The organism is Chroococcidiopsis sp. (assembly GCF_051657925.1).
Classification (GTDB): domain Bacteria; phylum Cyanobacteriota; class Cyanobacteriia; order Cyanobacteriales; family Chroococcidiopsidaceae; genus Chroococcidiopsis.
This window is the reverse complement of sequence record NZ_JBOFLP010000150.1, coordinates 17,973-35,970: the sequence shown is the minus strand read 5'-3', so window position 1 is coordinate 35,970 and position 17,998 is coordinate 17,973. Positions and strand designations below refer to the sequence as shown.

At 46.4% G+C, this 17,998-nt stretch carries 17 protein-coding genes and 2 pseudogenes; 18 read left to right on the top strand and 1 reads right to left on the bottom strand.

The window, feature by feature from the left end:
- The 8 genes and pseudogenes from ACRC32_RS12025 to ACRC32_RS11990 all read left to right on the top strand — a co-directional run.
- A pseudogene (locus ACRC32_RS12025) lies at positions 1-502 on the top strand (glycoside hydrolase family 15 protein); the annotation flags it as partial.
- A gap of 316 nt (positions 503-818) precedes the next feature.
- Positions 819-1,565: a sucrose-phosphate phosphatase gene (locus ACRC32_RS12020; protein ID WP_438554177.1), complete on the top strand. Its 747-nt coding sequence runs from the start codon at positions 819-821 to the stop codon at positions 1,563-1,565.
- Positions 1,562-2,191 (top strand): Holliday junction branch migration protein RuvA, encoded by a 630-nt coding sequence (gene ruvA, locus ACRC32_RS12015; RefSeq protein WP_438554176.1) that lies wholly within the window; start codon positions 1,562-1,564, stop codon positions 2,189-2,191. The genes ACRC32_RS12020 and ruvA overlap by 4 nt, the downstream gene beginning before the upstream one ends.
- Before the next feature lie 175 nt (positions 2,192-2,366).
- Entirely contained in the window at positions 2,367-3,269 is a 903-nt protein-coding gene (locus ACRC32_RS12010) for an ABC transporter permease (protein WP_438554175.1), read from the top strand.
- Positions 3,270-3,363: 94 nt separating this feature from the next.
- The gene (locus ACRC32_RS12005; protein WP_438554174.1) at positions 3,364-3,606 is read left to right on the top strand and encodes a hypothetical protein; all 243 of its coding nucleotides are present in this window, start codon (positions 3,364-3,366) and stop codon (positions 3,604-3,606) included.
- Positions 3,607-3,880: 274 nt separating this feature from the next.
- Positions 3,881-5,165: pseudogene (gene iscB, locus ACRC32_RS12000) on the top strand (RNA-guided endonuclease IscB).
- A 26-nt stretch (positions 5,166-5,191) separates the two neighbouring features.
- Positions 5,192-5,326, top strand: a complete 135-nt coding sequence (locus tag ACRC32_RS11995; RefSeq protein WP_438554173.1) for a hypothetical protein — start codon at positions 5,192-5,194, stop codon at positions 5,324-5,326.
- A 98-nt stretch (positions 5,327-5,424) separates the two neighbouring features.
- Positions 5,425-6,327, top strand: coding sequence for an ROK family protein (locus ACRC32_RS11990; RefSeq protein ID WP_438554172.1), 903 nt, complete (start codon positions 5,425-5,427; stop codon positions 6,325-6,327).
- Here ACRC32_RS11990 and ACRC32_RS11985 read toward each other — a convergent pair.
- A complete protein-coding gene (locus tag ACRC32_RS11985) occupies positions 6,259-6,558 on the bottom strand; it encodes a hypothetical protein (RefSeq protein WP_438554179.1) in 300 nt (99 codons plus the stop codon). The genes ACRC32_RS11990 and ACRC32_RS11985 overlap by 69 nt on opposite strands.
- On the opposite strand from ACRC32_RS11985, the gene ACRC32_RS11980 reads away from it, so the two are divergent.
- The 10 genes from ACRC32_RS11980 (at position 6,482) to ACRC32_RS11935 (ending at position 17,959) form a co-directional block, all read left to right on the top strand.
- Positions 6,482-7,702 carry a mannosyltransferase family protein gene (locus tag ACRC32_RS11980; protein WP_438554171.1) on the top strand — a complete coding sequence of 407 codons (1,221 nt, stop codon included), beginning with the start codon at positions 6,482-6,484 and terminating at the stop codon, positions 7,700-7,702. The genes ACRC32_RS11985 and ACRC32_RS11980 overlap by 77 nt on opposite strands.
- 111 nt (positions 7,703-7,813) lie before the next feature.
- Positions 7,814-7,963 carry a hypothetical protein gene (locus ACRC32_RS11975; protein ID WP_438554170.1) on the top strand — a complete coding sequence of 50 codons (150 nt, stop codon included), beginning with the start codon at positions 7,814-7,816 and terminating at the stop codon, positions 7,961-7,963.
- 87 nt (positions 7,964-8,050) lie between these two features.
- Positions 8,051-10,375 carry a cytochrome-c peroxidase gene (locus tag ACRC32_RS11970; RefSeq protein ID WP_438554169.1) on the top strand — a complete coding sequence of 775 codons (2,325 nt, stop codon included), beginning with the start codon at positions 8,051-8,053 and terminating at the stop codon, positions 10,373-10,375.
- A 362-nt stretch (positions 10,376-10,737) separates the two neighbouring features.
- On the top strand, positions 10,738-12,324 hold the full coding sequence (locus ACRC32_RS11965) for an NAD(P)H-quinone oxidoreductase subunit N (RefSeq protein WP_438554168.1): 1,587 nt from the start codon (positions 10,738-10,740) through the stop codon (positions 12,322-12,324).
- 314 nt (positions 12,325-12,638) lie between these two features.
- On the top strand, positions 12,639-13,655 hold the full coding sequence (gene plsX, locus ACRC32_RS11960; protein WP_438554167.1) for a phosphate acyltransferase PlsX: 1,017 nt from the start codon (positions 12,639-12,641) through the stop codon (positions 13,653-13,655).
- Positions 13,656-13,745: 90 nt separating this feature from the next.
- Positions 13,746-14,738 carry a beta-ketoacyl-ACP synthase 3 gene (locus ACRC32_RS11955; RefSeq protein WP_438554166.1) on the top strand — a complete coding sequence of 331 codons (993 nt, stop codon included), beginning with the start codon at positions 13,746-13,748 and terminating at the stop codon, positions 14,736-14,738.
- Positions 14,739-14,783: 45 nt separating this feature from the next.
- On the top strand, positions 14,784-15,662 hold the full coding sequence (gene fabD / locus ACRC32_RS11950) for an ACP S-malonyltransferase (RefSeq protein ID WP_438554165.1): 879 nt from the start codon (positions 14,784-14,786) through the stop codon (positions 15,660-15,662).
- Between the two features lie 45 nt (positions 15,663-15,707).
- A complete protein-coding gene (locus ACRC32_RS11945; RefSeq protein WP_438554164.1) occupies positions 15,708-16,346 on the top strand; it encodes a lysophospholipid acyltransferase family protein in 639 nt (212 codons plus the stop codon).
- Between the two features lie 177 nt (positions 16,347-16,523).
- On the top strand, positions 16,524-16,820 hold the full coding sequence (locus ACRC32_RS11940; protein ID WP_438554163.1) for a DUF2288 domain-containing protein: 297 nt from the start codon (positions 16,524-16,526) through the stop codon (positions 16,818-16,820).
- An 80-nt stretch (positions 16,821-16,900) separates the two neighbouring features.
- On the top strand, positions 16,901-17,959 hold the full coding sequence (locus ACRC32_RS11935) for an AI-2E family transporter (RefSeq protein WP_438554162.1): 1,059 nt from the start codon (positions 16,901-16,903) through the stop codon (positions 17,957-17,959).
- Positions 17,960-17,998 lie beyond the last annotated feature (39 nt).

Genomic DNA, 17,998 nt, shown 5'->3' with positions numbered 1-17,998 from the left:
GCAACAGCAGCGACACTGGGATGGGTCGATGAATCGCGTTCCTCAAGACTTTTTCCAACGAGTTTGGCGGTTAATGAAACACTCTAAAGGCGTGATTATTGGCGATAAATTAGAACGTCGCAATCGTTTGGATAGCGAGTTAATTTTAGCAGAAATGACATCGGGGGAGAAAAACTTTGCCCTGCGAGTCGAGCATTTACTCAATAAAATTGAAGCCCCAGAATATCGACAAGTTAATATTGAAACGCTCATGGAATTAGCAGCAATTTGCGATCGCAATCCCAATTTACAAATAGAAGAATACATCGTCTTAGATGTATTAATCGGTCATGCCGTACGTTTAGCCTGGTTAGAACGTTTCCCTGAAAAAGCAGACCGTTACGATGAATTTAAAGCATCTGCATGGCGTGCTTTTTACAATTCCTCACCCAGAGAATGCGCTAGTACTGTCGTGAAAGCATTCCGATTCTTATCCGAATTTGGGCAATCTCAAGCAGCATAGCAGCAGAAGGCAGAAAGCAGATCCCCCAACTCCCTTAAAAAGGGGGCTAAGAAAAAATTGCCTATGAAGTTAATACTAATATTTAACCAAAGGGGCAAATATGGCTGAGATGACTAGAGATGAATTTCAATGCAGATGGAAACGCAGATGAACGCTGATGTTGGTGCAGCCGCAACCATTGGGTACGCGGATGAAGAGTGAATGCAAGCAAGATATCTATTTTGACTTTTAACTTTTAACTTTTGACTTGCTCGATCTCATCGATCGCCACTTAGTCCTAAACTATTTGATGGAGTAGCTGGTATAAGAGGTAGTCGTGGAATTTCTGTTCGTAACCGACTTAGATAACACCCTCGTAGGTGACGATCGCGCCCTATCAGAATTGAACCAAAAACTCAGTCACCATCGCCACGTACACGGCACGAAGATTGTCTATGCAACAGGGAGATCGCCCATACTTTATCAAGAATTGCAACAGGAAAAAAATTTGATCTCCCCCGATGCGTTGGTTGCGTCAGTGGGGACGGAAATCTATCTTGACGGGATCGATAACCCTTATACTGCTTGGTCGGAACAACTCGATATAGGCTGGAATCGAGATAAAATTTTAGCGATCGCAGCTCATTTTGCCGATTTGACGCTACAAGCAGATTCTGAACAGCGTCCCTATAAAGTCAGCTTTCACCTAGCTCGAACTGTAGCAGCAGAACTATTACCTCAATTGGAATCTACCTTGAAAAAGCAAGCCTTAGAAGTCAAATTAATCTACAGTACCGGAACCGATTTAGATATTCTGCCCTTACGCGGTGATAAAGGCTTAGCAGTCAAGTTTTTACGTTCAACTTGGAAAGTTTCCTCAGAAAAAACAGTCGTGTGCGGCGACTCTGGTAACGATATTTCCATGTTCGCCACCAGGGAAACCAAAGGAATTATCGTGGGTAATGCCAGTTCTGAATTACTAGAATGGCACGAAGCCAATCCAGGCGGCGATCGCTACTTAGCCCAAGCCCCCTGTGCAGGTGGTATCCTAGAGGGCTTAGGTCATTTCGGTTTTTTGGGATGATTAGCTATCTCAAGGGTACAGTTGCCAGCATTGTCAAAACCAGTGGTAATCGCGTCATCCTGATTCTAGAGGTGAACGCTTGCGGCTATGAAATGCAAATTCCCGTGCGACTATCGCAGGAATTAACTGCTGGCGAACAGACACAAATCTTTACCCATCTCCAAGTGCGGGAAGAACAGCCATCACTGTATGGTTTTGGTTCTAGCGTACAACGAGACTTATTTCGCTTGTTAATTAGCGTTAGCGGCATTGGTGCGGCACTGGCGATCGCTTTATTAGATACTTTTGAGATCTCCGATTTAGTACAGGCGATCGTCAGCAACAATACCCAACTTCTGCTACAAACCCCTGGTGTGGGTGGCAAAACTGCCGAACGCATTTGTTTAGAACTGAAAAGCAAATTAGTCAGTTGGAGTCAAACAGCTGGACTTGCCGCAACGACAGCCGCCATACCCTTAGCCCCAAATATTTTAGAAGAAGTGCAAGCCGCACTCCTCGCTGTCGGCTACAGCCCCAGCGAAATTTCTCAGGCACTAACAGCTGTCAGTCAAAACGCCCTCGTACCGAAAAACGCCAGCCCCGAAGAATGGATGAAACAGGCGATGACTTGGTTGAGTAGCCAGTAATAAGAGGGAGCAGGGAGCAGGTGCAGGGCGCAGGGGAATGAGAACAGAGGAGGCAGAGGAAGCAGAGGAGGCAGAGGAGATAAAATAACTAACTGGTCACTGGTCACTGGTCACTGATAACTGCTCCCTTTTTCTGTAACAATAGTCTGCGTATCGCTCTTGGTAGGGCAATTGCATGAGTGTGGCAAAACGTCAACTTCCCAGATTGATTCGATTTTCTGGTCGTCCTAGTCTATCCTTACAACTAACAGCGATTGGCTTGGCAATTACCCTGATTTTTTTAGGCATAGCAATACTCGCTCCCGTATTTCAAGCTTGGGGATGGATTCAAAACCCTACAGAGTCTCTCATTAACCCAATTCACGATCCACCTTCGCTCAAATATTTATTTGGCACGACGCGCCAAGGTTATGACGTATTTTCGCGCACGCTTTACGGCAGTCAAGCGGCGTTGCAAGTGGTGGTATTAGCCACAGCCTTTGGTTTAATTATTGGCGTACCTTTAGGTTTAGTCAGTGGCTATCTCGGTGGCAGACTCGATCGCATATTGTTATTTCTCATGGACACGATCTATACGCTACCAGGACTTTTGCTTTCGGTAACGCTAGCCTTTGTCGTTGGTAGAGGAATATTAAACGCCGCGATCGCCATCAGTATCGCCTATATTCCCCAATATTACCGCGTTGTCCGCAACCACACCGTTAGCGTCAAAACCGAATTATTTGTCGAAGCTGCCCAAGCTATGGGAGCCTCAACCGGAAGAATTCTAACTCGATATCTCTTTTTCAACGTCGTGCAGAGCGTACCAGTATTGTTCACTCTCAATGCTGCCGATGCCATTTTAACGCTGGGTGGCTTAGGATTTTTAGGGTTAGGACTGCCAGAAGAAACACCAGAATGGGGTCACGATCTGCGTCTTGCCCTCGAAGCACTGCCAACAGGAGTATGGTGGACGGCGCTTTTTCCTGGCTTAGGCATGACATTAATGGTTGTAGGATTGTCTTTACTGGGTGAAGGCTTAAACGAATTGATCAACCCCCGTTTGCGGAGAGACAGTTGGAGTCAAACACCACCATAATGAATTCGGAATTCGGAATTCCGAATTAAATCAAACACCCCACACCCCACACCCTACGCCCCACACCCTATTCATCGGTTATCTTTGAAAAGCCTTGTTTGAAAAAGTAAAGACGATGAAAGATCCGATATCTTTAGTTGCTGCTGCTGCTGGTGGTTTGATGCTTTCGCTTGCTGCTGCGAGTATTATTCATGCCGCACCCGTAAAAGCTTTGAAATCGCATCCGAATATAGGAGTGTCTCATGGCACAACTCTACAGCGATCGCTCGGTCAAAATAAACAAAACAGATATTGCGATCGCAACTGGCAGCAAAATCAGTCAGCAACCCCCGATTAGAAGTCGGGGGCTTCAGGCGAATAACCCGAAGCCCTAGTTGACCAGACTCAGGTAGCAATACCTACGTTTAAGGCAAGAGTTAAAGACCTACCTTGGGTTGCGTAGCTAGACCCAAGCTCTAGAACCAAATCGTTAAACATCTGTAAAGGGTTAAAGAAGTGCGATTTGGATAGTACCGACCTTAAACATTGTCGAAGCTAACTTTACCCATCGGCGAGGTGCTTTCCGACGCAAGGCGACAGGAACGCACTCGCCTTAGAAATGGAGGGACAATATGTCCAAAGTGTTTGTAATTGATTCAGAAAAAAGACCGCTCAACCCAATTCATTCAGCACAGGCTCGCCAGCTATTAAGAAACAAAAAAGCAGCGGTATTTAGGCGTTTTCCTTTTGCAATTATCCTGAAAGAATCGCGCCCTGATGCCCCCGTATCACCTTTGAGACTGAAGATAGATCCAGGGGCAAAGTTCACGGGGCTAGCATTAATCGACGATTCCACGGGTGAAGTTGTATTTGCCGCCGAGTTAAAGCATCGAGGTTTTGCTATTCGAGACGCACTTCATACTAGAAGACAATTAAGGCGTTCTCGCAGAAACCGTAAAACTCGCTATCGTCAAGCGCGATTTCTGAATAGAACTCGCTCTCAAGGATGGCTACCACCAAGCCTAGTTAGCCGGATTGAAAATATCAAAACTTGGTGGATGCGGTTACGCAAATTTGCCCCAATCGTAGCGATTAGCCAAGAGCTAGTTCGCTTTGATATGCAGTTAATTCGCAACCCAGATATTCAAGGTAAAGAATATCAACAAGGGACACTTGCTGGCTACGAAACGCGCGAGTATTTACTGGAAAAATGGGATAGACAATGCGCTTATTGCAATGTTAAAGATATTCCCTTTGCAGGTCGAGCATATTCAATGTCGAGCAAAAGGAGGGTCGAACTCAATCACAAATCTGTGTTTATCTTGCGAAAAATGCAACATCAAAAAAGGGACTCTTGATATTAGAGAATTTCTCAAGAAAGACCCATCAAGCCTAGAAAAAATCTTGAAACAAGTTAAAAAACCATTAGCGGATGCAGCCGCAGTAAACGCGACTAGATTTGCTTTGCTAGAAGTCTTAAAAGCAGCCGGACTGCCTGTAGAAACTGGTAGTGGTGGTTTAACAAAGTTCAATCGATGCACCCAGAATCTCGAAAAACAGCACTGGATTGATGCGGCTTGTGTTGGACGGTTAACACCAATTTTGAATATTAAAGGAGTTAAGCCATTGTTGATTACAGCCAACGGTCACGGTTCAAGGCAAATGTGCGGAAGCGATAAATTTGGATTTCCAACTCGTCATCGCACAAATCAACAAATTCATTTTGGCTTTTCTACTGGAGATATTGTTAAAGCCGATGTTACTTCTGGCAAAAAAGTAGGCGAGTACGTTGGTCGGGTTTTATGTCGTAAAACTGGCAGTTTTGATATTGCGCTCCATACAGGTAGAGTAACTGGAATTAGCCACAGGTTTTGCACCCCAATTCATAAAAAGGATGGTTACTCGTATGGATTTTGAGAATTGTGGACGGCGGATAAATCCGCTTGTCGTCGTGCTTCCTCAAGGCTGGCGATGCCGGAACGAGTTCCGGCATTTCAGCCAGCCGTCCTGGTTTAAAGACACAGGGCTTCCGCACGACTTGTGTTTTCGGTGACCAGTTATCAGTTATCAGCCACTAGTGACTAGTCACTAGCCACTAGTGGCTGGTGACCAGTGACTCCTGACCAGTAGTTATCAAGCAAGTTCTAGCGACCTCTCACCTCTTAACCAAAGACAAATGACAAATGACCATCAAGTCATCGGCATCGATTTAGGCGGCTCGGCAATTAAGTTAGGGCGATTTTTGCCGGATGGGACTTGCTTGCAGTCCCTAACCGTACTTACGCCCCAACCAGCTACGCCAACAGCGGTACTATTGGCAATGGTAGAGGCGATCGCTCAAGTCGATCCGCAACGGCAAGGAGTGGCGATTGGTGTCGGAACTCCTGGTCCCGCTGATGCAGCGGGGCGAATTGCGAAAGTTGCGATTAATCTTCCCGACTGGTACAACGTTCCTTTAGCCGATTGGTTAGAAGCAAAAACGGGTTTACCGACAGTCGTTGCTAACGATGCTAACTGTGCGGGTGTAGGGGAAGCGTGGTTGGGAGTTGGACGTAGGTTTAAACACTTCATTTTACTGACTATCGGTACGGGTGTCGGTGGGGCAATTATTCTTGATGGTGAGTTATTTATTGGACATCGCGGCGCAGCTGGGGAACTGGGGTTAATTACCTTGAAACCCGATGGTCCACCCTGTAAAAGTGGCAATCAAGGATCCTTAGAACAGTACGTTTCGGTGACAGCGATCCGACGGCGCACGGGCAAGCAACCAGCCGAGTTAAGCGCTTTGGCTGAAGCTGGAGATCCCGCAGCTTTGCAATTTTGGTCGGAATATGGTAAGGATTTAGGAGCAGGGTTGGCAAGCCTAGTCTACGTGCTATCGCCAGAAGCAGTGGCGATCGGTGGTGGTGCGTGTGCGTGTGCAGAGTTTTTCTTTCCTGCAACATGGGCTGAAATCGAGCGTCGAGTTGAACCTTGTTCCCGCGAGGGTTTGCAGTTAGTCTGCGCCGAGTTAGGCAATCAAGCCGGAATCGTGGGAGCGGCTAAATTGGCTTTGACAAAGGTAGTTGGTAACTGGTAATCGGTAGTTGGTAGTTGGTAGTTGGTTGACGGTAAACGCTGGCGCTACACTGCGTGAAGACAGTTGACAGTTGTTTTTTGCTCCCTCAGCTCCCTCAGCTCCGCGACTCTCTCTTCTCCCTGCTCCCTGCTCCCTGCTCCCTGATAACTGAATAATGAGAAATGAATTAAGATTTGCTGCTTGTATGTGGCTGCTGAGCCGCTCGGTGGTAGCAGTAGCGATGTTATTCATTGCACCTGCACTACCAAAACCACCAGGAGGCGTTATTCCTAATTTTGGTTGGGGAGTTTTTTCTGCTTGGGATAGTGTCTTTTATCAACAAATTGCAACTTCTGGTTATGCAGGAGACAATGTTGCTTTTTTTCCGTTGTTTCCTCTCTGCATCCGTGCTTTGATGCTGCTGGGGTTATCAGCAGAAGTGGCGGGAGTATTAGTAAATAATTTGGCGTTTTTAGGAGCGCTATTATTACTAGCTAATTGGATGGCTCGGCAGTATGGAACAAATGCAGCCCGATGGAGTGCAGCCGTGTTAGCTTGGTGTCCGCTGTCGGTGTTTGGTACGGTAGTTTATACAGAAGGATTATATTTACTTTGCAGTACGGCAACCCTACGCGCATTTGAATTCAAGCAGTACCCTGGAGTAGTGCTGTGGGGAACGCTGGCAACGGCGACTCGCCCAACTGGAATTGCGATCGTCCCTGCTTTAATTATTGCTGCGTGGAAAGAACGCCGCCGCCCGATCGCCTATCTTGCTAGCTTGGCAGCTGGTAGCGGTCTATTACTCTACAGCCTCTACTGTAGGATTTATTTAGGTGACTGGCTGGCTTTCGGTCACGCCCAACAGGAATGGAAGCGATCGCTAGGGTTTGACATCCAAGGTTGGTGGAAGATGCTGATGCAAGTTGTTGTCGGCACTGCTAACTGGAAGTCTGGAAGAATCGAAGATCCGCTGCATCCGTTGTTGTTTATCGCAATAATTGCGTTGGCTTATTGTCTTTGGCGCTGGCGTAGCCGATTCAATCCAGTTAAGGTAGGCTATGGTTTTTGCGTACTCGTTTTGGCTTTGTGGCTGTTAGCAGGCGATCCGTTGCTGAATACGGTTGCTGTTTTAGGTGGGATTTACTTGTTATGGCATATGCGCCACCAACTAACTACTATAGCGATCGCCTATGGTTTTTGTGGTTTAGGATTGTTACTTGTTTCTGGTAGTACTTGGTCTTTAACTCGGTTAGTTTACGGAATTGTCTCGTTACCAATTGCACTTAGTTTATTACTCTCCCGCCATCCGCGTTGGGGATATATAACATTAGTTTTTTTCACCATTTTACTAATCTTATTCTCAGTCAGATTTGCCCAAGAACTTTGGGTAGGGTGAAATCAGTCGTTAGTTATCAGTTATCAGGGAGCAGGGAGCAGGGAGCAGGGAGCAGAGGGAGCTGAGGAGCTGAGGAGCAGAGGAGCAGAGGAGCAGGGAGCAGGGAGCAGAGTGGCAAATACCAATTACCAACTACCAATTACCAATTACCAATTACCAACTACCAATTACCAACTACCAATTACCAATTACCAACTACCAATTACCAACTACCAATTACCAATTACCAATTACCAATTACCAATTACCAGCGACAAATGACGAATGACAAATGACGAATGACGAATGACGAATGACGAATGACGAAATATATCAAAATATTACGATTTTAAGTAATTGAGTCAACCAATGTTGTTTTGTGAAAGCAGAGATTTTATCTCTACTCAAACCAACAAAGGGAATCTTGCCATGAGTCATGGTTTGAAGCATAAACCACCAAACGAGTTATCGAACAAAGAAAACGAAACAGTTTTCCATCGTTTTATAGCTCGTTTTTTTGCTAAATTAGCAGCTATTTTTTTGGCTGGTATCCGCTTTTTTACCTCATTTTTAGCTCGGCAGATTGGAGGAAATCAACTATCGAGAAAACTTACAACTAGTGTTGCGATCGCCCTACTGGTTATTTTTACAGTCTTAACCGGACATACTGTATCAGCACAAGTTGGTAGTCCGCCGATCGTACCTTTAAATCAAGTATCCATTCCCGAACCCGACAATATCGGCGAATTTATTCGCAACAAAACCGCCGCGATCGCTTTGGGAAAAACTTTATTCTGGGATATGCAACTCGGTACGGATGGTAATGTCACTTGTGCGACTTGCCACTTTAAAGCAGGTGCAGACAGCCGCTCGAAAAACCAAATCAATCCAGGATTAAAAGCAGGCGATCGCGTATTTAATATTGCGGGTGCGCCTAATTACCAGTTAACAGCGGCAGATTTTCCCTTCCATAAGTTAGAAGACCCAAATAATATCGCCTCTAGAGTTATATCTGACAGCAATGATATTGCAGGCTCCCAAGGGGTATTTCGAGCTGATTTTGTCGATATCGTGCCTGGAAGCGATAAAGATAACGTCACGCCACAGCCAGATGATATCTTCAGAGTCCAAGGTATCAACACGCGGCGCGTCACAGATCGTCACTCCCCAACTGTCATCGATGCAGTCTTTAACTTCCGTAATTTCTGGGACGGCAGCGCCCAAAATATATTTAATGGAGTCGATCGCTCTGGATTGAGAAACCCAGAAGCTTTTGTTTTACAAGCCACTAACCGCAGGCGCTTGCAGGATGTTTCAGTCAGAATTAAAAATTCGTCTCTGGCTTCCCAAGCAGTTGCACCAATAACTACAGCAGTTGAGACAGCAGCCGAAGACTTACCGATCGCACCCTTAAGAGTCGATCTAACTGATACAGATAACACGGTCAGGGTGAGAGATACTAACGGTAATGTAGTCGATAGCAACAGTGCTGACATCGCCGCCTCAACAGATGCGATCGCACAAAGCAATGATACGACAGCACAATCAACCCGCCGGAGAATCATCAGGAGAATAGGGAGAAAGGCAGGTAAAAAACTCCTTGCTTTACCACCTTTAGCAAAACAGCTCGTCGCTGGCAATGACAGCGTTTTAGGTGCTTTCAGTAAAGCACCTCAGCCAGGTTTAAACAAAACCTACGAGCAGATGATTCAAGAAGCTTTCCAACCCCAGTGGTGGGACTCCAACATGGTGATTCGCGTCAATCCGAATACGGGTAGGCGGAGATTTTATCGCCGACCGCGAAATCGCCCTTTATCAACAATCGAGTATACGCTGGCAGAATACAATTTCTCGCTATTCTTTGGATTAGCAGTTCAAGCCTATGAATCTACTCTAGTTTCCAGCCAAACGCCCTTCGATCGATTCTTAGCAGGAAACCGCAGTGCTTTTACCCCGCAGCAACAGCAGGGATGGCAGCTTTTCACTCGCAGGGGTTGTATTGGCTGTCATGCAAGTACAGAACTAACTGCGGCTTCGTTTCGGAATGTTTCTGGTCGCGGCAGAATCGGACGAGCGCCAATCCCTGGAACCCCTGTGGAAGATACGGGATTTTTTGCCATTGGAGTTAGACCACCGCAGGAAGACGTTGCTTTAGGCGCTGATGATGGGTTTGGCAATTCGCTCTCTGAAGCACGGTTGGCACAGCAAGGGAAATTCTCGCAATTATTGGGAGAAAATCCACCCACGCTCGATCCACCCCTAAGTCCCAGCGATACCATACTTGCGAATGGAGCCTTCAAAACTCCAGGACTGAGAAATATAGAACTGACTGCTCCTTATTTCCACAACGGCGGAACTTTGACTTTGGAGCAAGTCATAGATTTTTACAGTCGCGGTGGAGATTTTGGCGGTTTGCCAGTGCTGAATTTGACCAATAATGAAAAACAGGCGTTTGTTGCCTTCTTACGAGGACTGACCGATGAGCGAGTTCGCTTTCAAAGAGCGCCCTTCGACCATCCACAGTTATTTGTTCCCAACGGACACCCAGGCGACCAAAATGCTGTAGTTAACGATGGTAGAGAGCAAGCCACAGACGATTTGCGAGAAATTCCTGCTGTGGGACGTAATGGAGGCAATCCGATTCCAGATTTTCTGTCTAATTTCTCCACGACAGGCACAACTTTGAGTCAGTAACCAATTATCGATGTAAAGACGTTACAGGTAACGTCTTTAATAGATTTACGATCGCCCAGCTCGATTTTTCGGGCTTTTTTTATACCAAAATATGATGACTAATATTGATAATTCTAGAAAGCGCGATCGCCATATGTAACTGAAATCAGCTATAAGAAATTTGCAATGATATGCATTCACGCGCCCTAATGTAACAAGTAAAACTTATCCTCTCAATCCCAGTTAACGCTAATATTAGCTGGGGTGGCGTGACCGAAAGGGGATCGGATTAAGAGAAAATAAAACTAACACAGTCAGTCCTGATGCTCAATGAGCGTAACTGATACATCGCAACTGATACATCGCAACTGAATACAAAGAGTATGGATTTAGCCAATCTTGCAACCCAGTTGAATGCTGGGACGATTTTGCCAGAGAGTATCGTCCTCGTTACTCTCATGGTGGTTTTAGTTGGTGACTTGATTGTGGGTCGTAGTTCCTCGCGCTGGGTTGCTTATGCAGCGATCGCAGGGCTGCTTGGTTCCATAATCGCTCTCTATTTTCAATGGGATATTGCCAACCCAGTAGCTTTCTTAGGTAGCTTTAACGGTGATGACCTGAGCGTAGTATTTCGCGGCATTATCGCGCTGTCTGCCGCTGTCACCATTTTAATGTCGATTACCTACGTCGAAAAAAGCGGCACTGCTTTGGCAGAGTTTCTCGTCATTTTGCTCACTGCGACTTTGGGGGGGATGTTCCTGTCGGGAGCAAACGAGCTAGTGATGATTTTTATCTCTCTAGAGTCTTTAAGTATTTCCTCTTATCTACTGACGGGATACACTAAGCGCGATCCCCGTTCTAACGAGGCGGCGCTGAAATACCTATTGATTGGTGCTTCCTCCACAGCCGTCTTCCTTTACGGCGTATCCCTTCTCTACGGACTCTCGGGCGGACAAACCGAACTGAGCGCGATCGCTACAGGTATCGTCCAAGCGAATGCAGGTCAATCTCTCGGTCTGGCGATCTCCCTTGTCTTCGTCATTGCGGGAATTGGCTTCAAAATCTCCGCTGCACCTTTCCACCAATGGACTCCAGACGTTTATGAAGGTGCGCCCACTCCAGTCATTGCTTTCTTATCTGTAGGTTCTAAAGCCGCTGGGTTTGCCCTTGCCATTCGCCTTCTTTCTACTGCTTTTCCCTTACTTTCCAGCGAGTGGAAGTTTGTCTTTACCGCCCTCGCTGTCCTGAGTATGATTTTGGGTAACGTCGTTGCTCTAGCTCAGACCAGCATGAAACGAATGTTGGCTTATTCTTCCATCGCCCAAGCCGGATTCGTCATGATTGGTTTAATTGCGGGTACGGAAGCAGGATACGCCAGTATGGTATTTTACCTGTTGGTATATCTGTTCATGAACCTGGGCGGCTTCTGTTGCGTCGTTCTATTCTCTCTCCGCACCGGAACCGACCAAATTAGCGAATACTCAGGTTTATATCAAAAAGATCCCTTGCTGACTTTATGCCTCAGCATTTGCCTGCTGTCTTTGGGAGGTATTCCCCCATTAGCCGGTTTCTTCGGCAAGATCTATTTATTCTGGGCTGGCTGGCAAGCCGGACAGTATGGATTGGTATTGCTAGGACTAGTTACCACCGTAGTTTCAATTTACTACTACATCCGTGTCGTCAGGATGATGGTGGTCAAAGAACCGCAGGAAATGTCCGATGTGGTGAAAAACTATCCCGAAATCAACTGGACTTTATCAGGGATGCGTCCGCTACAAGTGGGCATCGTACTTTCTTTAATTGCGACATCTCTAGCTGGAATTCTCTCTAACCCACTGTTTACGCTGGCAAATAATTCCATTGCCAATACGGCGATCCTGCAACCCATCATTATCAGCTCCGCAGGAGCGCAAAGCTTTGCACCAGTACCTAAAACTGCGCCACCAGTAAGTTTGACAGATCGGACTTAATTGCTTACCTTTTAGCAGGAGACAATTCAATTCGCAATCAACGCTGCGCTACACTTCGTGACGCAATTCGTAATTTGCAATTACTCCTGACTCTAGTACGGGCGGGTTTGAGCGAAGAGTTATTTGTTCCAGTACAGATCTGCTAAAAAACCCGCCCATACGACTTCCGATCGCTCGGGCGGGTTTGAGCGAAGAGTTATTTGTTCCAGTACAGATCTGCTAAAAAACCCGCCCCTACGACTTCCGATAACTGATAACTGATAACTGATAACTGATAACTGGTAAGATCTTTAAGGTTTCTGGAACTGTCATCAATGGGAAAGACTCGCGCACGAATCGCAATAGACGCTATGGGGGGAGACCACGCACCCGCTGAAATTGTTGCTGGTGCTCTGCGAGCAAGGGACGAATTAGGCGTAGAGGTCATACTGGTGGGCGATCGCCAGCAGATTGAAGCCATCTTGCCCGCTAATACTAATCTCGGTCAGTTAGAAATCGTCCCTGCGGAAGGGACGATAGAAATGCACGAGGAGCCTCTGAGTGGCATTAGGCGCAAGCCCAAAGCTTCGATTAACGTAGCAATGAATTTGGTCAAGCAACAACAGGCAGATGCCGTAGTCTCAGCCGGACACTCAGGTGCAGCGATGGCATCGGCATTATTACGTTTGGGAAGACTATCAGGAATCGATCGCCCAGCGATTGGAGCCGTGTTTCCCACAATCGTTGCTAGCAAGCAAGTTTTGATCCTAGATGTGGGTGCAAACGTCGATTGTCGCCCCAAGTTCTTAGAACAATTTGCGGTTATGGGTACGGTGTACAGCAAATACGTTCTAGGTATTCCCGAACCTAAAGTCGGTTTACTAAATATTGGCGAGGAAGAATCCAAAGGAAACGATCTCGCGCTTCAAGCTTACCAACTGCTCCAAGCTAATCCTAAAGTTCCATTTGTCGGAAATGCCGAAGGGCGAGATATTCTCTCGGGTGATTTTGATGTAATCGTGTGCGATGGCTTTGCTGGTAACGTGCTGTTGAAATTTGCCGAAGCAGTGGGAGAAGTTTTACTGCAAATCCTGCGCGAAGAGTTACCCCAAGGATTGCACGGTCAGTTAGGCGTATCGCTGTTGCGACCAAACCTGAAACGCATCAAGCAGCGGGTAGATCATGCCGAACATGGAGGCGGATTGCTTTTGGGTGTCGCAGGGATCTGCATTATCAGCCACGGTAGCTCTCAAGCGCCGTCGATTTTTAATGCCATTCGTCTGGCAAGAGAAGCAGTAGATAACGAAGTGCTAGAGCGGATTCAAGGCTCGGTAGCGATCGCGGAAGAATGAGGAGCGAGAAGCGAGGAGCGAGGAGCGAGGGAAAAGTTTAATCCCCTCACCCCTCACTCCTCACTCCTAGCCCCTTCTAGAGGGAGAAGCATGGTACAACAATCAGGCGTAATTATTACAGGTAGCGGTTCCGCCACACCAGCAACCGTGTTAGATAACCAGAGTCTCAGTCAACTGGTAGACACATCCGATGAGTGGATTAGAAGTCGTACGGGCATTGGTAGCAGGCGGCTAGCCACGGCATCGGAGTCTTTAAGCTCGATCGCCGCTGCTGCTGGACAAAACGCGATCGCGATGGCAGGCATTACACCAGCCGAAATCGATTTGATCCTTTTAGCAACGTCCAGCGCCGACGATCTTTTTGGCAGCGCTTGTCAAGTCCAGGCACAGTTGGGCGCGAGTAATGCCGTAGCCTTCGATCTGACCGCAGCTTGTTCTGGATTTGTGTTTGGCCTGGTTACTGCTGCCCAATACATCCGCACGGGAGTCTATCAGAACGTTTTGCTGATTGGGGCAGATGTGCTGTCTCGTTGGGTAGACTGGGAAGATCGGCGTACCTGCGTCCTATTTGGCGATGGTGCGGGAGCTGTCGTGATGCAAGCAGACAAACGCGATCGCCTACTCGGATTTGAACTCAAAAGCGACGGTACGGAAAACCACTGCCTCAACCTCAGCTATCAGGGCAAACCGAAACAACTCATGGATGGGGTGGAAGTGACTCAAGGAACTTATCAACCCATCACCATGAACGGTAAAGAAGTCTATCGTTTTGCCGTGCAGAGAGTTCCAGAAGTCATTGACAAAGCCCTGTTTCGCGCCAATCTCACTGTTGACAACATCGATTGGTTGCTCCTACATCAAGCTAACCAGCGCATTCTCGATGCTGTAGCCGATCGCTTGAAAATTCCCGTCCATAAAGTTATTAGCAATCTTGCCCATTACGGCAACACCTCCGCCGCCTCCATTCCCCTGGCACTCGATGAAGCAGTCCGCCAGGGACAAGTGCAACCCAACCACATCATCGCCGCTTCTGGCTTTGGCGCAGGCTTGACCTGGGGAGCCGCCATTTTTCAATGGAAATAGTCATTGGTGTGCGGCAAATGACAAATAACAAATGACAAAAGACAAATGACTAAAACAGCATGGGTATTTCCAGGGCAAGGTTCGCAAGCAACTGGCATGGGGATGGATTTGTTAGAAATCGACTATGCCAAAGATAAGTTTGCCCAGGCAGAAGAAATTTTAGGTTGGTCTGTTGTTGAAATTTGTCAGAGCGAAGATGACAGCCTGTCGCGCACGCTCTACACCCAGCCTTGTATGTACGTTGTAGAATCTATTCTTGCCGACTTGTTACGACAACAAGGACGACAACCAGACTTAGTAGCAGGTCATAGCTTAGGAGAATATGCTGCTCTCTACGTTGCTGGCGTGTTTGATTGGTCGTCGGGATTACGCCTGATTAAACGCCGTGCCGAACTGATGGAAAGCGTTTCTGGTGGTATGATGGCGGCTCTCATTGGTTTCGATCGCACCCAGCTAGAAATTCAACTGCAACAAATGTCCGATGTTGTCCTGGCAAACGATAATAGCCCAGCTCAGGTCGTAATTTCTGGCACTCCCACCGCCGTGCAAGAGTTGATTGCGAACATCAAAACGAAACGGGCTATGCCCTTAAAAGTATCTGGAGCCTTTCACTCGCCATTTATGGCAGCTGCTGCTAGCGAGTTTCAACAAGTATTAGAAAGCGTAACCTTTAACACGGCAACAATTCCAGTTTTATCGAACGTGGAACCAGTGCCAGCTGTAGATGCAGCGATTTTAAAAGAGCGCCTAACGCACCAAATGACAGGTGGAGTCCGTTGGCGCGAGACGGTTCAATGCTTTGTAGAAGAAGGCGTGCAACAGGTGGTAGAAATTGGTCCAGGTAACGTCCTGACCGGATTAATCAAGCGTACCTGCCCCGACATTAGCTTAGAAAATATTAGTGCTAAGGAAACACTCGTGTAGAGACGTTCCGTGGAACGTCTCTACACCAAATCTTATTTCATACTAATGCCAAGAGAACGCGAACCATTTGCCAGTCTACTGCTGTACTACCTATTTAAATATTCGGTAGTCAGTCCGATGCTGCACGCTTATTTTCGGGGACGAATTTTCGGGGCGGAAAATGTCCCCCAAAAGGGATCGTTGGTGGTAGTGAGCAATCATGCCAGTTACTTCGATCCGCCACTTCTCTCGGCTTGTATGAGACGACCAGTGGCTTACATGGCAAAAGAAGAGTTATTTGACGTTCCGGTTTTGAAGCAAGCAATTGAGTTGTACGGTGCTTATCCCGTCAGTCGCGGGGCGGGCGATCGCAAGGCTATTCGCGCTGCACTAAAATGTTTAGAAGCAGGCTGGGCGATAGGCGTGTATTTAGAGGGAAAGCGCACGTCAGACGGACGCATTACCGATCCCAAACGCGGAGCCGCATTACTCGCTGCCAAAGCCCAAGCTCCACTCTTACCCGTCAGCCTGTGGGGAACTGAAAAAATTTTAATTAAAGGCTCTGCCGTTCCCCGTCCCGTCCCCATCACCGTGAGAATTGGCGAAGTCATTCCCCCTCCTACTTCTACCGACAAGGAAGAATTACAAGCCGTCACGCGACAGTGCGCCGCCGCGATTACTACGCTGCACGAATTGGGACGCTGATCGGTTATCAGTTATCAGTAAAGAATGGGGTGTAGGGTGTGGGGTGTGGGGTGTGGGGTGAGAAGTGTGGGAAGTGTGGGGTGTAGTGGATTGTTAACTGGTCACTGGTCACTGCTTCCTGCTCCCTGCTCCCTCATAAACGATAAACTGTAAAAATATTGTCATAACCTCAGATTGATGGAAGATTTAAGAACAGAACTGGCAGAAAGTTTAGATAGAGCTGAGTGGGAGTGGTTAATTCCTCATGCGATGCGAGATGCACTGGTAGTTGTTGCACCACAGCTCGATATTCTTGATGTTGGGGTGGCGATCGCGAATGATAACGTAACTGCGGTACAACATTGGATCGGTGAAGCATTGATTGCTAAGCCTTCTACTCATCAACTTTCTGATTGGAATAGCGATCGCGCTAAGCAGTTTAATACTCTGATCGTCCAGCCATACGTCCTCGTACAAGAGCTATCTGTTGCTTGAGGTAGGTGATTATTTCCAGCAGTTACCATATGCTGTACTTCTAGCTGGAGATCTATGTTAAGCAAATAGCGATCGTAATTATGAAGCCAGATATGCAGGAACCACCGAATTTTTGGGAACGCTTAAATAATTTGGTTTTGGTGCGTTTCTTGCTATTTTTTCTTTCTGGTTGGGCTTCTATCTTGCTGCTGAAATATTTCGAGGATGTTATTGCAATCTTCTCATTTGCTGCGATTTTAGCTTTTTTACTCAGTTATCCCGTGCAATGGTTGCAAAAATACTTGCCTCGCTATGTAGCAGTTGCTATAGTTTTCCTCATTAGCTTAGTATTAATTATTGCGCTCACGATTACTGTTGGTTTATCGTTAGTATCTCAAGCACAACAGCTAATTAATAGTATTACTGCTTTTTTAAACTCTTTAATTCCATTAGTAGAAAACTTAGAGGTCTTTTTACGGAATCGCAACATTCTAGTAGATTTAAATGCTATTCAACAACAATTGCAGAACCAAATCCTCTCAGGGCTGAGCGTGGGCTTAACTTATAGTTTTTCTACTATTCAAATATTTTTTACTAATTTTCTCAATTTAATTTTAATTGCTGTAGTTTCCTTTTTTATGCTGCTAGACGGTCAACGGCTTTGGAGCCTAATCTTAAAGTCTGTACCGAAAAATCGACGGGCAAGATTTGAACTTATTGTGAAGCGAAAATTTTCTGGTTTCGTACAAGGTCAACTCATTTTAATGTTATTCTTAACGATTTCTAGCTTTATAGTTTTCTTATTATTAAACGTACCCTTCCCTTTAGTGTTAGCAGCAATTGTGGGGGTTTTTGATGCAATTCCTGGGATTGGAGCAACTTTAGGAGTTGGAATTATTTTTCTAATTGTTTTATCTCAAAATGTCTGGCTGGCATTAAAAGTATTAGCTGCTTGTATTATTTTGCAGCAGATTCAAGATAATTTGATTTCTCCTAGAGTGATGCAAGGTTCTTTAAACGTTAATCCAGTCGTGCTCTTTTTTGCTTTATTAGTAGGAGCAAGAGTAGCAGGATTATTAGGTGTTTTTCTAGCTATTCCGATTGCTAGCGTGATCGTCAGTTTGTTTGAGATTGACGAAATGAAAGCAGATGTGTCTTGAATGTCATTTGTCATTTGTGAAGGGCTTTTATCGTAGGGT